This window comes from Martelella mangrovi, from assembly GCF_040545495.1.
GTDB lineage: Bacteria > Pseudomonadota > Alphaproteobacteria > Rhizobiales > Rhizobiaceae > Martelella > Martelella mangrovi.
The window spans coordinates 179,548-193,787 of sequence record NZ_JBEPLY010000004.1 but is presented as its reverse complement, the minus strand read 5'-3'; the positions used below and the strand labels follow the sequence as shown (position 1 = coordinate 193,787).

At 59.9% G+C, this 14,240-nt stretch carries 12 protein-coding genes; 7 read left to right on the top strand and 5 right to left on the bottom strand.

The window, feature by feature from the left end:
• Positions 1-63: 63 nt before the first annotated feature.
• The 4 genes from ABID12_RS07785 to uxaC all read right to left on the bottom strand — a co-directional run bounded on the left by ABID12_RS07785 (position 64) and on the right by uxaC (position 4,364).
• Positions 64-1,344, bottom strand: coding sequence for a TRAP transporter large permease (locus ABID12_RS07785; RefSeq protein ID WP_106309578.1), 1,281 nt, complete (start codon positions 1,342-1,344; stop codon positions 64-66).
• A gap of 5 nt (positions 1,345-1,349) precedes the next feature.
• Positions 1,350-1,865, bottom strand: a complete 516-nt coding sequence (locus ABID12_RS07780; protein WP_354433737.1) for a TRAP transporter small permease — start codon at positions 1,863-1,865, stop codon at positions 1,350-1,352.
• A 73-nt stretch (positions 1,866-1,938) separates the two neighbouring features.
• On the bottom strand, positions 1,939-2,928 hold the full coding sequence (locus ABID12_RS07775; protein WP_354433736.1) for a TRAP transporter substrate-binding protein: 990 nt from the start codon (positions 2,926-2,928) through the stop codon (positions 1,939-1,941).
• Between the two features lie 32 nt (positions 2,929-2,960).
• Entirely contained in the window at positions 2,961-4,364 is a 1,404-nt protein-coding gene (gene uxaC, locus ABID12_RS07770) for a glucuronate isomerase (RefSeq protein ID WP_354433735.1), read from the bottom strand.
• 106 nt (positions 4,365-4,470) lie between these two features.
• Between uxaC and ABID12_RS07765 the strand changes: the two genes are divergently transcribed.
• Both ABID12_RS07765 and ABID12_RS07760 read left to right on the top strand, forming a co-directional pair.
• Positions 4,471-5,172: a GntR family transcriptional regulator gene (locus ABID12_RS07765; protein ID WP_354433734.1), complete on the top strand. Its 702-nt coding sequence runs from the start codon at positions 4,471-4,473 to the stop codon at positions 5,170-5,172.
• Positions 5,169-6,077, top strand: coding sequence for a sugar kinase (locus ABID12_RS07760; protein ID WP_354433733.1), 909 nt, complete (start codon positions 5,169-5,171; stop codon positions 6,075-6,077). The genes ABID12_RS07765 and ABID12_RS07760 overlap by 4 nt, the downstream gene beginning before the upstream one ends.
• 6 nt (positions 6,078-6,083) lie before the next feature.
• On the opposite strand, the gene ABID12_RS07755 is transcribed toward ABID12_RS07760, so the two are convergent.
• Entirely contained in the window at positions 6,084-7,001 is a 918-nt protein-coding gene (locus tag ABID12_RS07755) for an AraC family transcriptional regulator (protein ID WP_354433732.1), read from the bottom strand.
• 317 nt (positions 7,002-7,318) lie between these two features.
• Between ABID12_RS07755 and ABID12_RS07750 the strand changes: the two genes are divergently transcribed.
• The 5 genes from ABID12_RS07750 to pglA all read left to right on the top strand — a co-directional run bounded on the left by ABID12_RS07750 (position 7,319) and on the right by pglA (position 14,213).
• The gene (locus ABID12_RS07750) at positions 7,319-8,203 is read left to right on the top strand and encodes a carbohydrate ABC transporter permease (protein WP_106309596.1); all 885 of its coding nucleotides are present in this window, start codon (positions 7,319-7,321) and stop codon (positions 8,201-8,203) included.
• Positions 8,204-8,205: 2 nt separating this feature from the next.
• Positions 8,206-9,117 (top strand): carbohydrate ABC transporter permease, encoded by a 912-nt coding sequence (locus ABID12_RS07745; RefSeq protein ID WP_106309599.1) that lies wholly within the window; start codon positions 8,206-8,208, stop codon positions 9,115-9,117.
• A 5-nt stretch (positions 9,118-9,122) separates the two neighbouring features.
• On the top strand, positions 9,123-10,235 hold the full coding sequence (locus tag ABID12_RS07740) for an ABC transporter ATP-binding protein (RefSeq protein WP_106309602.1): 1,113 nt from the start codon (positions 9,123-9,125) through the stop codon (positions 10,233-10,235).
• Positions 10,236-10,270: 35 nt separating this feature from the next.
• Entirely contained in the window at positions 10,271-11,551 is a 1,281-nt protein-coding gene (locus tag ABID12_RS07735; RefSeq protein ID WP_435528192.1) for an ABC transporter substrate-binding protein, read from the top strand.
• Between the two features lie 61 nt (positions 11,552-11,612).
• Positions 11,613-14,213, top strand: coding sequence for a polygalacturonase PglA (pglA, locus tag ABID12_RS07730; RefSeq protein WP_354433730.1), 2,601 nt, complete (start codon positions 11,613-11,615; stop codon positions 14,211-14,213).
• Positions 14,214-14,240 lie beyond the last annotated feature (27 nt).

Here is a 14,240-nt window from a genome sequence, read left to right as displayed (position 1 = left end):
GACACCCCCGCCGGTTGCGGCGAGGGCGGATTTCAGGACCGTTTTACCGGTCAGCCGTTGCTGCTAGTGGAACAGAGACGGCAGGAAGAGGGTAAGCGCCGGAATGTAGGTGACCAGCAACAGGGTGAACACGGCCGCAAAATAGAACGGCCAGATGGTTCTGATGGCCTGGGTCACCGGTATCTTGCCGACCGCGCAGCCGACGAACAGAACCGATCCCACCGGTGGTGTGCATAGCCCGATCCCCAGATTCAGGATCATGATGACGCCGAACTGAACCGGATCAACCCCGAATGCGGTGGCAACCGGCAGGAAGATCGGCGTGGTGATCACGATCAACGGCGACATGTCCATGAAGGTTCCAAGGATCAACAGCGCCACATTGATCAGCAGCATGATGATGATCGGGTTTTCCGAAACCGTCTGCATGAAGGCGACGATGTTGGCGGGAACCCTCAGATAGGCGAGCAACCAGCCGAAGCAGGCGGCAGAGCCGATGACCAGCAGCACCATCGCCGTGGTCTTGACGGCCCCGACGGTGACATCGACGAAGGTCTTGAAGTCCATCGTCTTGTAGAGGAACACCGTGCAGGCCAACGCATAGACAACGGCGATATCCGAGCTTTCCGAAGCGGTGAAGATGCCCGAACGGACACCGCCGAAGATGATCGCAATCAGGATCAGCCCGGGAATGGCATCGACAAACAGGGCGCCGGCGATTTTCGCACCGGGGAATTTCTCCGTCGGATAGCCGCGCCGTTTGGCAACGAACCAGGCCGCCGCCATCAGCGAAAGCGCCAGAACGATGCCGGGGATGATGCCGGCGGTGAAAAGATCGGCAATCGAGATGCGTCCGCCGCCGGAGATCGAATAGATGATCAGGTTGTGCGACGGCGGCAGCATCAGGGCGATCATGGCAGCCGTCACGGTGATGTTCACCGCATAGTCGGCGTCATAGCCGCGTTCCTTCATCTGCGGCACCATCAGGCCGCCAATGGCCGACGCGTCTGCCGCAGCCGAGCCGGAAATCCCGCCGAACAGCACGGAAGCGGCGATATTGACCTGACCGAGTCCTCCGCGGAAATGGCCGACGGCCGCGCCCGCAAGCGCCACGAGGCGTCTGGCGATGCCGCCGCGCACCATGATTTCACCGGCATAGATGAAGAACGGGATCGCCATCAGCGCAAACACCGAAACGCCGGAATTCAGGCGCTGGAAGACGATCAGCGGCGGCAGGCCGAGATAGATGATTGTGGCAAAGGATGAGATGCCGAGGCAAAAGGCAACCGGGGTCCCGATGAAGAGCAGGACAGCGAAGGTGCCGAAAAGGACGACGAGTTCCATGGTTCCTACTCCTCCTCAAACAGGTCTGTTTCGCCGAAACGGGCCGTGGGAAGGCCGGCCGCGCGGCGCGCGATGCGTTCAAGCGAGAAGACGATCATCAGAAAACCGCCGGACACCAGCGACAGGAAGGCGACGCCGTCCGGGATGCCGAGCGAAGGCATCGTTGCCTCCCAGGTGCCTTCGACAAGCTGCCAGCCATAGACGACCATGCCGACCGAAAACCCGACGACGCAGATGTCCGAAATGGTGAAAAAAATCAGCTTCAGCCAGCGCGGGATGACATGGATCAGAATATCGAAACTTAAGTGATAACCTTCGCGAATGCCGACGGCAGCGCCGAGAAAGATGAACCAGCCCATCAGCAGAATCGATGTCTGCTCGGTCCAGATCGGTGTTGAATTGAGAACGTAGCGGCCAAAAACCTGCCAGGCGATAAAAGCCGTCATCAGGGCAAGCCCGACGGCAGCCCCCCAAAGCGCGATCCGGGCAATGACACCCAGGCCCAGCGCTATCGATTTCATTATGTCTTGCACTTTTTCAACTCCCCCAAGGAGAAGAACGCGGCGGCGAAATGCCGCCGCATCCGTAATGTGCTTACTGAACGGCCTGTACCCGTTTCACCATGTCCTTCAGCTTTTCGCTGGTGACATGCTTTTCGTAGACGGGGCCCATCGCTTCAATGAACGGCGTCTTGTCGATGTCGGTGATGACCTCGACGCCTGCATCGCGCACGATCTTTTCGGATTCGGCTTCGCGTTCAGCCCATTTCTCGCGCTGATATTCGACCGATGCCTTGGCCGTGTCGCGGACGCATTGCTGGTCCTCGGGCGTCAGCTTGTCCCAGGTCGCTTTCGACATCACCAGCACTTCCGGCACGATCAGGTGCTGGTCGAGCGTGTAATAGGGGGCGACATCGTAGTGGCTGGAGCTTTCGAATGACGGCCAGTTGTTTTCCGCACCGTCGATAACGCCGGTCTGGATCGAGGAATAGACCTCGCCATAGGGCATCGGGGTGGCGTTGGCGCCAAGCGCGTTGACCATGTCGACGAAGATGTCGGACTGCATCACGCGGAACTTCATGCCGTCCAGGTCATCGATCGACGTGATCGGTTTTTCGCGATTGTAGAACGAGCGCGAACCGCCGTCGTAGAAGGCCAGCCCAACAAGGCCGTAGGGTTCGAAGGCGGCCAGGATTTCATCGCCGATCTCGCCGTCCATCACATGATGCATGTGGTCGGTGGAGCGGAAGATGTAGGGCAGCGACGGGATCTGGGTTTCCTCGATCAGGCCGTTGAACGGCCCGAGGCTCACCCGCAGCATATCGATCACGCCGAAACGGGTCTGTTCGATCGTGTCCTTTTCCTCGCCAAGCTGGGCACTGTCATAGACTTCGATGCCGATCTTGCCGTCCGTGCACTCTTCGAGCTGCTCTCCCATGTACTGGACGGCAACCACCGTCGGATAGCCGGCCGGATGCGTATCCGACGAGCGCAATGTCATTTCGGCAGCCTGTGCCGATACAGCGCCTGTCGCGATGATCGCGACAGTTGCAATTCCCATTCCCAGTTCTTTCAAGCTTTTCATAAGGTCCTCTCCCTGCTTGAAAATGGCTGTAGCTACAGCCTGTATGCGCGCTTGACCAGATTGTAGGTCAAGTCACGCGCGACTTCGGGCGCCTCGTCTTCATCGAGGCGACCAGTGGCGACCAGGGTCGCCAGAAATGCGCAGTCGACGCGGCGGGCGACATCGTGACGTGCGGGGATCGAGCAGAACGCCCGCGTGTCATCGTTGAAGCCGACCGTGTTGTAGAAGCCTGCCGTTTCCGTGACCATTTCACGGTAGCGGCGCATGCCCTCGGGGCTGTCGTGGAACCACCATGCGGGGCCAAGCCTGAGCGCCGGATAAACGCCGGCAAGCGGGGCCAGTTCGCGCGAATAGGCGGTTTCGTCGAGGGTGAACAGAACGATGGTCAGGTCCGGTTCCATGCCGACGGCATTCAGGAGCGGACGCAGCGCATCGACATAATTGGTCTGCGAGGGGATATCGAAGCCCTTGTCGCGGCCGTGACGGGCCATGACTTCGGCCGAATGGTTGCGGGTCGAACCCGGATGGATCTGCAGCACCAGCCCGTCCTCGACGCTCATGCGGCCCATTTCCGTCAGCATATGGCCGCGGAAGGCGTCCGCCTCTTCAGCCGTGCATTCGCCCTTCAGCGCCTTGGCGAACAGGGCTTCGGCTTCCGCCTTCGGCAGGTCCTCGGTGCGCGCCGTGGGGTGGCCATGGTCGGTCGAGGTCGCGCCATACTGTTTGAAGAAGGCGCGGCGCACGCGGTGGGCTTCGAGATAGTTGTCGTAATTGGTGGTGTCGAGACCGGTGATTTCACCGAACTTTGCGACATTTTCGGCAAAACCCTCGAAATCGGGGTCGACAACCGGGTCCGGGCGGTAGGCGGTGACGACCTTGCCGCCGGTCCAGCCGGAATCGCGGATCATGGCGTGCCATTTCAGGTCATCGAGCGGGCTTTCCGTGGTCGCGATCACTTCGATGTTGAAGCGTTCGAACAGCGCGCGCGGCCGGAATTCCGGCTTCTGCAGGCATTCATCGATATGGTCGTAGAATTCGTCTGCGGTGTCGGGGCCGAAGCGCTTGGTCAGGCCGAAGACGTGCTCGAAGGAGTGTTCCAGCCAGCCGCGGCTCGGTGTGCCGCGCAGCAGGTAGAAGTTTTCGGCAAACAGGCGCCAGATCTTGCGGCTGTCGGTTTCCGTTTCGCCGCCGTCAACGCGCGGTACGCCCAGATCGGTCAGCTTGACGCCCTGCGAGCAGAGCATGCGGAAGACATAGTGGTCGGGAACCACGAACAGCTTGGCCGGGTCCGGGAAAGGTTCGTTTTCCGCATACCAGCGCGGATCGGTGTGGCCGTGAGGGCTGACGATGGGAAGCGTGTTGATTTCATTGTAGAGTGCGCGGGCGAGATCCCGCGTCTTCGGTTCTGTCGGAAAGAGCCGGTCCTTGTTGAGCATGTCGTAGCCTCCCGCTCGCATTCTGAAATGTCGGTAGAAAATGCGCGATTGCATTTCTCTCGAAAACTAATATGTTAGTATGCGAAACCTGTCAATGGAGGAATGGATGGTCGGAAAATTAGATATCGGTACGTTGGAGCAGGCGCGCCAGCCCACCGTGACCGACCTGGTTTATGATCACCTTTACCGGCAGGTTATCGAGAATGAATTGCCGCCGGGGTCGAAACTATCAGAAGTCGAGGTCGCCCGCATCCTCGGAGTGTCGCGTCAGCCCGTGCGTGATGCTTTTTACAGGTTGTCGCAACAGGGATTCCTGCTTGTGCGGCCGCAACGCGCGACGCTTGTGACCCATATTTCCAAACGCGCCGTCATGCAGGCTCACTTTATTCGCAGCGCTCTAGAACTTGCAACAGTCAGAGCGGCGGCGGCCGGTTGCAGCAAGGATGATGCCGCCGCACTCCGCGCCAGCCTGGCCAAGCAGGAGGCCGCCATCAGCGATGGAGACAAGACCGGTTTCCACGTCCTCGATGACGCCTTCCACAAGCAGATTTGCGAGCTTTCCGGCCATGGTGACGCCTGGTCATTGATCCGCGACCACAAGGCGCATATGGACCGTGTACGGTATCTCAGTCTGTCGTTTGGCGCGGAAAGCGCGCTGAATGAGCATACCGTGATACTGGATGCAATCGAGGCGCATGATGAGGACGCGGCCGTTGAGGCCATGCGAAGCCATCTGGCGCAGATTGCCAAGATCGTCGAGCGTATCAACGTCTCGCATCCGGCCTTTTTCGAAATGGAAGACGAATGAAAAACCTGCCCAGAAAAATCCTGTGTGTCGGCGAGTGCATGGTCGAAATGGCCCCGCGCGAAGACGGCGCCTATACGCGCGGCTTTGCCGGCGATACGTTCAACTCCGCCTGGTATCTCGCCCGCCAGCTGCCGGATGACTTTACGGTCGATTATTTTACCGGCGCGGGCACCGATACGGTTTCCGACGAGATGCTGGCCTTCATGAACGAGGCAGGCGTGGGAACCGCCTCCATTCGCCGGATCGAAGAGCGCACCGTCGGGCTTTACATGATTGCGCTGAAGAACGGCGAGCGCAGCTTTTCCTACTGGCGCGGCCAGTCGGCGGCAAAGCTTCTGGCCGAGGATCCCGAGGCGCTTGCACAAGCGCTGGCGGGCAGGGGGCTTGTGCTGTTTTCCGGCATTACCATGGCCGTGGTCAATGAAGAGCATCGCGCAACGCTTCTGAAAAAGCTTGCCGAAGCGCGTGCCGCCGGCACGGTCATCGCCTTCGATCCGAACATGCGCGCCCGGCTCTGGCCCTCGCGCGAGGTCATGGCCGAAACCATCATGCAGGCCGCTGCCGTCAGCGATATCGTTCTGCCGTCCTTTGACGAGGACGGTGCGGTGTTCGGTGACGAGAACCCGCAGGCAACGATTGCGCGCTACCGCGCCGCGGGCGTGAAAACGGTGATTGTGAAGAGTGGCCCGGACACGATCTTTGCCGAGGACGAAGATGAAGGCCCGGTGACCTTCAAGCCGACGCCGTCGGATAATGTCGTGGACACCACCGCTGCCGGCGACAGTTTCAACGCCGGCCTGATTTCCGCACTGATGACCGGCGCGCCGCTGGTTGAGGCGCTTGCCAAAGGCTCGGCCCTTTCCGCCCGCGTCATCGGCGCGCGCGGTGCGCTTGTCGACGTGTGACCCGCTCTATTCCTGCGGACTGAGCAACGGGAAGACGGCCATGCCGTCTTCCTCTCCGCGCGGAAAAGCGCCTTCCTGGTGGCGTTTGTTCAGCAGTTTGTAGCCGGCCGGGCTGACGCCAATATAGCGTTTGAACATCCGTGAGAAATAATAGCTGTCGTCGTAACCGACAAAGGCGGAGGCCTGTTTGACGGTCTGGCCGCTGGCGAGCACCGCCATGGCCCGCTCCATCCGCTTGAACTCCTGATATTTCGGCGGCGTGAGGCCGACCTGTTTCTTGAATTCGCGCCGGAAATAATCCTGATTGTAGGGGATCGAGCCAAGCACCCGATCAACCGTGTCCGGGCTCAGCGGATCGGCCGCAATCTGCGAGGCGGCAACCATCACGGAAAGCGAGAGACTGTCGGGGTTGTTGACCGCGACATCCTGTTGCGGGCGCCAGCGGATAAAGGCCGCCTCGATGAACTCGATCAGCAGCACCATGAACAGGTGATGCTGGGCAAAGGTGGTCGAGGATAGTGGCGCGGTTTCGCGGTAGTGGCGGGCCAGTGGCGCGATCATCTCCCAGCGCGGCAGGTCGACCCACAGCCGGCAATCCATCTGTTCGAACAGGTCCATCCGCGCAAAGACCTCGGCACGGAAATGCTGCGCGACGCCGGTATAAAGCTCTTCGGAAGTGGAACGCCCGATGAAACGCTCGCCGGCGGGAATCAGCAGGGCGCGGCCCGGTTTCATCGCAAAGGTTTCGCCGGCGACCTCGTATTCGGCCTGTCCGGTCAGGCAGATGACGAGGTCATGCACCTTGTTGACCTTGTCCGCGGTCCATGTCGATGTGTGCAACATTCTGATGGTCGAGCGGGTCAATGTCAGATTGAGCGCGTTCACCGCAAGGCCGTCCAGAACTCCACCTTCGATTTTCTCCATCCTTTTGTCCGAAACCCTCTATTCCAAATCAGCTTGCAACCATGATTATGAACACTGGAAACGCTGAAATAAAGGCGTATTACTTTAAAAACCATCTGGGAGGATGTCGCTCGTATGGGAAAAGTCGAAACCCGACTGGGTTGATCCCTCGCGCTGCGCACTAGCGCCATGCACAATTCAGAACACAATAACATCCGTGCGGCCCTTCGCGGGCGGCGTCTTTTGCGGTTGCCGCATGTTGCCTGCCCGTCTTTCGGGCAAGGCCATGCCGACACGCCTTTGACGGGCTGCCGGAAACAACAAACGGGAATGCGGTCATGAGCGGTGAAAATCGTTTCATGGGGCTCGCCTATCTGTCCCCATACATCATCGGCCTGCTGCTGTTTACGGCAGTGCCTTTTCTTGCCTCTTTCGTGCTGTCGTTTACCGACTATTCGCTGATGAGTTCGCCCCATTTCGTCGGGTTGAAGAACTATATCCGGCTGTTCACGCATGACCGCACGTTCAACAAGTCGCTCAGCGTCACATTGATCTACGTGTTCTCGACCGTGCCGCTGAAGCTGGCCTTCGCGCTGTTCATCGCGGTGATCCTGAACTACAAGCTGAAGTTCATCAATTTCTTCCGCACGGCCTTCTATGTGCCGTCGATCCTCGGCGGGTCCGTCGCGATCGCGGTGCTGTGGCGCTATCTGTTCGCCGATGTCGGCCTGATCAACATGATGCTCGAAGGCCTCGGCCTGCCGGAGGTCAACTGGTTCGGCGATCCCACCAACGCTCTGTTCACCATCACCCTGTTGCGGTTGTGGCAGTTCGGCTCGGCAATGGTGATCTTCCTGGCAGCCCTCCAGAGCGTCGACAATTCGCTCTACGAGGCCGCCGCCATCGACGGGGCCGGCAAGTGGAAGACCTTCTTCTTCATCACCCTGCCGCTGATCACGCCGGTGATCTTCTTCAACCTCATCATGCAGACGGTTCAGGCGTTCCAGGAGTTCAACGGTCCCTACATCATTACCGGTGGCGGCCCGCTGAAATCCACCTACCTGCTGCCGCTCTACATTTATGACGAGGCGTTCAAGAACTTCCGTATGGGCTATGCCTCGGCCATTGCCTGGGTCATGTTCGCCATCATCATGGTCCTGACGCTGATTGCCTTCTGGTCATCGCGTCACTGGGTCTACTACGCCGGCGACAAGAGGAGCTGATCATGACCGAGCAAACCTTGTCCAGCATGCTGTCCGCCCGCGATCTGGAAGCCATCCGCGCCCGCAAACGCGAACAGCGCAAAGTCGCGATCTCGTCGTTCATCCGCTATGTGGTCCTGCTTGTGGTCGGGCTGATCATGCTCTACCCGCTGATCTGGCTGATCGGCGCGTCGTTCAAGACCAACGCCGAAATGTTCACGAGCGCCGGCTTCTGGCCGACCCATCCGACCGTCAGCGGTTATATCGAAGGCTGGAAAACCTCGACGCCCTATACGTTCGGCCGGTTCTTCCTCAACACCTTCCTGATCCTGATTCCGAAAATGATCGGGACCGCGATCTCGGCAACCGCCGTTGCCTATGGCTTCGCCCGGTTCGAGTTTCCCGGCAAGAAGATCCTGTTTTCCTCGCTGATCGCGATCCTGCTTCTGCCCAACGTCGTTACCCGTATTCCGCAATACCTGCTGTTTCGGGAATTCGGCTGGCTTGACAGCTTTCTGCCGCTGTGGGTGCCGTCAGCCCTTGCCGGTGATGCGTTCTTCGTCTTCATGCTGGTCCAGTTCCTGCGCGCCATTCCGCGCGACATGGAAGAGGCCGCACGCGTTGACGGCGCCTCGAGCTGGCAGGCCCTTCTCTTCATCGTCGTACCGCTGCTCACGCCGGCCCTGATTTCGGTCTGCCTGTTCCAGTTCATGTGGACGATGAACGACTTCCTCGGGCCGTTGATCTACCTGTCCTCGGTCGACAAATACCCGGTCTCGCTGGCCCTCAAACTGTCGATCGATACCACCGAAGCATTCGCCTGGAACAAGATACTCTCCATGTCGGTGCTTGCGATCACGCCCGCTCTCGTCGTGTTCTTCATGGCACAGAAATATTTCATCGAAGGTATCTCCGCTGGCGGAGTCAAAGGATAACAACCATGGCCAGAGTTCAGCTGAAAAATCTCGAAAAAGTCTACGGCAAGTTCAAGGCCGTTCACGGTATCGATCTGGAAATCGAGGATGGCGAGTTCATGGTGCTGGTCGGCCCGTCCGGCTGCGCCAAGTCGACGACGCTGCGCATGATCGCCGGTCTCGAACGCATCTCCGGCGGCGAAATCCGCATCGGCGACGATCTCGTCAACGACAAGGCCCCGGGCCAGCGCGGCATCGCCATGGTGTTCCAGAACTATGCGCTTTACCCGCATATGAAGGTGAAGAACAATCTCTCCTTCGGTCTTCGCCTGAAGCATGCACCGAAGGACGAGATTGCCGCGTCCACCGATGAGGTCTCCCACATTCTGGAGATCGAGGAATATCTGGAGCGCCTGCCGAAGCAGCTTTCCGGCGGCCAGGCCCAGCGTGTGGCGCTCGGTCGTGCCCTGATCAAGAAGCCGCAGGTGTTCCTGTTCGACGAACCGCTGTCGAACCTCGATGCGAAACTGCGCGCATCGATGCGGGTGCGCATCACCGACCTGCACAAGCAGCTTCTGGCGGATGGCATGCATTCAACCGTCGTCTACGTCACCCATGACCAGACCGAAGCGATGACCATGGGCAATCGTATCTGCGTGATGAAGGAAGGCCGGATCATGCAGGTTGCCGATCCCTTCACGCTGTACCAGAGACCGGCCAACGCCTTTGTCGCGGGCTTCATCGGTTCGCCGGAAATGAATATCGGCGATGCCACCCTCGTCGACGGCGGAAAGCTGAAAATCGGCACGCAGGTCATCACCATCGATGAAAAGGCGCGCGCGCGCATCGACAAGGATGCCCCGACGGAAGTGACCTTCGGCGTGCGTCCCCAGCACTTCCATATTGTCGATCAGAACGCGGAAGAAGGGCTGCTCGGCCGCGTCTCCCATGTCGAGTTCATGGGCCACGAGGTCTACCTCTACATCATGGTGGAGGGGCATTCCTTCATCGTCGTCGTCCCGGCCACGGGGCTGGAGCGGCAGAACCTGCGGGACGAGCAGATCCGCATCATGCCGCAGGAAGACGCCCTGCATATCTTTCACCGCCGCACCGGCGAGAACATCTCGCTGTCGGCATGAGTTTCGTAAACCGTCTTTTTCAAAGGGAGGAAAATATGACCATGAAACGGACAATCCTGGCCGGCCTGATGGCCGCCACATCGCTGACGGCAGCCAATGCCGCCGATCTCCGCATGTCCTGGTGGGGCGGCGACAGCCGTCACCTGGCCACCCAGGAAGCGCTGAAATATTGCGGCGACAAGCTCGGCCACACCGTCTCTCCGGAATTCACCGGCTGGACCGGCCATCAGGAGAAGATCACCACGCAGCTGGCCGGCGGTACCGAAGCCGACATCATGCAGATCAACTGGCCCTGGCTGCCGCTGTTCACGCCGACCGGTGAAGGTTTCGCCGATCTCAATGACTTCTCAGATATCATCGATCTGTCGCAGTGGACCGACGCGGAGCTTGCCACCTCGACGGTCAACGGCCACCTGCAGGGCCTGCCGCTGTCGATCACTGGCCGTGTACCGTTCTTCAACCAGACGACCTTCGAAAAGGCCGGTCTGGACCTGCCGAAGACCTGGGACGACATGGACAAGGCCGGCATCACCTTCAAGGAAAAGCTCGGCGAAGACTACTTCCCCTATGAAGCCTCGAGCCCGACCCAGAGCGGTCTCGACATTCGTCTTCTGATCACCGCCTATCTGACGCAGAAGACCGGCAAGACCATGATCGAGCCCGATACGCTCGAATTCAATTACAGCAAGGAAGAGCTGGTCGACGGTCTGAACCTCTACAAGAAGTTCGTCGAAGATGGTGTCGTCATCCCCTGGCCGAAGGTCGCAGCCGGCGGCAATCTGGTGCTCAATGAAAATCCGGAATGGGCCAACGGCCACATTGCCGGCACCTATGCCTGGGATTCGACCTATTTCAAGATTGGCGACGTGCTTGAGGAAGGTCAGGTGCTGACGGCTTCGACCATTCCGCTCGCCGAAGGCGCCACCAATGACGGCGTTTATCGCAAGCCTTCGATGCTGTTTTCGATCTCGAAGAACTCGGACAACCAGGACGCAGCGGCCGAAGTGGTCAATTGCCTCCTGAACGATGAGGGCGCGATTGATATCCTCGGCACGACCCGCGGCATTCCGGCCTCGAAGAAGGCTCTCGAACAGCTGGAAGCGGGCGACCAGATCGCGCCTGAGCAGATGAAGGCTCACCAGATCATTCTGGCTGCAACCGGTCCGACAATTTCGCCGTATTTCGAGCATCCGCAGATCTCGCAGGCGATCGGCGATCCGCTCGAAGAGTTCGCCTATGACCAGATCGACGCCGAAACGGCTGCCGATGACATTCTTTACAATGTCGAGGACGTTCTGGACCGTATCCGCAACTAGACCTTGCCGGGGGCGGCAATAGCCGCCCCCAATACTTTCGTATCCTGCTTGGACGACCATGATGACTGCCATTGAGTTGCTCGCCGTTTCGGCGAGGACGGTGACCTTTGCCGTCTTTTCCGGCGAGAATAAATACTTCCTGAAGGCCCCGGTGTCCTGGCGGCTTGCGACGGAAAACACCGGTGAGACGGTGGCAGAAGGCGTGAGCGAGCGCACCGTATTCTCGATCAATGGCCTTGAGCCGCACACGGCCTATCGTCTGGTCATCGGCGACGAGGCGCTTGATTTCGTCACCGCGCCGGAAACCGAATTCGCCGATGTTGCTGATTTCGGCGCCAGTCTTCAGTCGGAAAACAATGCGGTTGCGATCCAGAAGGCAATCGACGGTCTGCCCGAAGGTGCGACGCTCTATTTCGGCCCGGGCGTGTGGAAAAGCGGCCCGCTGTTCCTGAAATCCGGCCTGACGCTGATGCTGGACCCCGAAGCCGTGCTTTATGGCATTGCCGACCGCGATCAATACCCGATCCTGCCCGCCCGCGACGAAAACGGGCGTGTGCTCGGCACCTGGGAAGGCGTGGCCGAGGCCTGCTATGCGAGCCTCCTGACGGCAATCGATACGTCCGACATCGCCATTGTCGGCGGCGGTGTCATCGATGCCGGCGGCGATCGCGGCGACTGGTGGCAATGGGCCAAGGAAACCCGCAATGGCGCGCGCCGTCCGCGCAGCCTGTTCTTCAACCGTTGCAGCAATGTCACCGTCACAGGTGTCACGGTGCGCAACTCGCCGTCCTGGATGGTGCACCCGGTGTTCACCGCCGATATGCTGGTGGCCGATGTGAAGATCGAGAGCGATCCGGGCTCACCCAACACGGATGGGTTTGATCCGGAATGCTGCGAAAATATCCGCATGCGCGGCATTCATTTCTCGGTCGGCGATGACTGCGTCGCCATCAAGGCCGGCAAGCGCGATCCCAAGGGCGGGCTCGACGGGCCGACCCGTAATATCCGCATCGAAAACTGCTTCATGGAACGCGGCCATGGCGGCGTCGTCATCGGCTCGGAAATGAGCGGCACGGTCTCCGGCGTCACGGTGGCGCGCTGCGAAATGCGCGACACGGATCGCGGCCTGCGCGTGAAGACGCGGCGCGGGCGCGGCGGTTTCGTTTCCCGCATTCTGGTCGAGGACTGCGACATGGACAATGTCGCAAGCCCGTTCGTGATGAACGCATTCTATTTCTGCGATGCCGACGGCAAGTCGGATTATGTGCAGTCGCGCGCCGCGCTGCCGGTCGATGACCGCACGCCGCGGATGTCGGAGATTACCTTCCGCCGCATCGTCGCATGCAATGTGCACACCTCGGCTGCCGCCTTTTACGGCCTGCCGGAAATGCCGATCGAGAATGTGACGATCGAGGACTATACCGTCTCCTACGCGCCGGACGCACAAGCGCAGCCACCGGTGATGGCCTGCGGGATCGATCCCGTGCGCCATGGCGGCGTCATCGCCGAAAACGCTTCCGTCACGGCCCGCAATGTCATTTTCGTCAACGAAGACGCCGAAGAACCCTATTACCGTCAGGCGCTGCTGCGCTACTGCGATGAATACGCCGCGGATTACCGCGCCTACAAGGGCGGTTCGCTCTGCTATGAGGACGGTTGCCTGTATCGCGGTCTGATTGCGCTTTACGAGACGACCGGGGAAGCACGCTGGTTCGATCACCTCGTCCGTCATGTCAACGCGCAGGTTGACGAAGATGGCGTGATGAATGGCTATGTGGCCGATGATTTCAACATCGATAACATTCTTTCCGGCCGTGCGCTGATCTGGCTTGCGCGGCGCTCCAACGATCCGCGCTATCGCAAGGCCGCTGACCAGCTTGTTGCCCAGTTGGCCGAACATCCGCGCGTCAAGGAAGGCCCGCACTGGCACAAGCACCGCTATCCCGAACAGGTCTGGCTTGACGGGCTCTATATGGGCCTGCCCTTCAAGGCTGAATATGGCCTCGCATTCGATCGGCCGGATCTCGTGACCGAGGCGGCCAACGAATTGCTGACCGGACTTGAACTGACCTATGACGCCGAAAGCAGGCTTTACCGCCATGCCTATGATTCCGCCAGGGCGCAGCCCTGGGCGGACAAGGATACCGGGCAATCCCCCGCCCACTGGTCGCGCGCCATCGGTTGGGCGGCGATGGCGATGGTCGATCTCGTCGAATACCTGCCGGAGGGCGAGCAGCGCTCGCAGATCATCGCGCGCTGGGCAGCGCTTGCCGAAAGGCTGGCAGCGCTTGCGACCACCGACGGCCGCTGGCTGCAGGTGCCCGACCGGCCGGAACTTGGCGGCAATTATGCGGAAAGCTCGGCAACAGCCATGTTTGCCTATGCCTTTTTGAAAGCGGATCGTCTCGGTCTTGGCGCAACCGCCGGCACCGGCCGGAAAGCCTTTGAATCGCTTTACAGGAACGCGTTCAAAATCGACGGTAATGGCAGGCGCGTTCTGGGTGCCATCGTCTGGGTTGCCGGTCTCGGCGGTTTCAATGGCCAGTATCGTGATGGCACGCCCGGCTACTATTTGACCGAGACGCTCAATCCCGACGATATCAAGGGCGTTGGCCCGTTCATGATGGGATTTGCCGAGCTGCTTGCCCGCTCACAATCATAAAAAAAAGCTTCCTCCCGAAGCTGGCGG

What these genes read in the sequence shown, in the direction of transcription:
- ABID12_RS07780 (WP_354433737.1), bottom strand. Translation starts at nt 1,865, where the DNA reads ATGAAATCGATAGCGCTGGGCCTGGGTGTCATTGCCCGGATCGCGCTT.
- ABID12_RS07755 (WP_354433732.1), bottom strand. Translation starts at nt 7,001, where the DNA reads ATGGAGAAAATCGAAGGTGGAGTTCTGGACGGCCTTGCGGTGAACGCG.
- ABID12_RS07765 (WP_354433734.1), top strand. Translation starts at nt 4,471, where the DNA reads ATGGTCGGAAAATTAGATATCGGTACGTTGGAGCAGGCGCGCCAGCCC.
- pglA (WP_354433730.1), top strand. Translation starts at nt 11,613, where the DNA reads ATGACTGCCATTGAGTTGCTCGCCGTTTCGGCGAGGACGGTGACCTTT.
- ABID12_RS07785 (WP_106309578.1), bottom strand. Translation starts at nt 1,344, where the DNA reads ATGGAACTCGTCGTCCTTTTCGGCACCTTCGCTGTCCTGCTCTTCATC.
- ABID12_RS07745 (WP_106309599.1), top strand. Translation starts at nt 8,206, where the DNA reads ATGACCGAGCAAACCTTGTCCAGCATGCTGTCCGCCCGCGATCTGGAA.
- ABID12_RS07750 (WP_106309596.1), top strand. Translation starts at nt 7,319, where the DNA reads ATGAGCGGTGAAAATCGTTTCATGGGGCTCGCCTATCTGTCCCCATAC.
- ABID12_RS07760 (WP_354433733.1), top strand. Translation starts at nt 5,169, where the DNA reads ATGAAAAACCTGCCCAGAAAAATCCTGTGTGTCGGCGAGTGCATGGTC.
- ABID12_RS07735 (WP_435528192.1), top strand. Translation starts at nt 10,271, where the DNA reads ATGACCATGAAACGGACAATCCTGGCCGGCCTGATGGCCGCCACATCG.
- uxaC (WP_354433735.1), bottom strand. Translation starts at nt 4,364, where the DNA reads ATGCTCAACAAGGACCGGCTCTTTCCGACAGAACCGAAGACGCGGGAT.
- ABID12_RS07740 (WP_106309602.1), top strand. Translation starts at nt 9,123, where the DNA reads ATGGCCAGAGTTCAGCTGAAAAATCTCGAAAAAGTCTACGGCAAGTTC.
- ABID12_RS07775 (WP_354433736.1), bottom strand. Translation starts at nt 2,928, where the DNA reads ATGAAAAGCTTGAAAGAACTGGGAATGGGAATTGCAACTGTCGCGATC.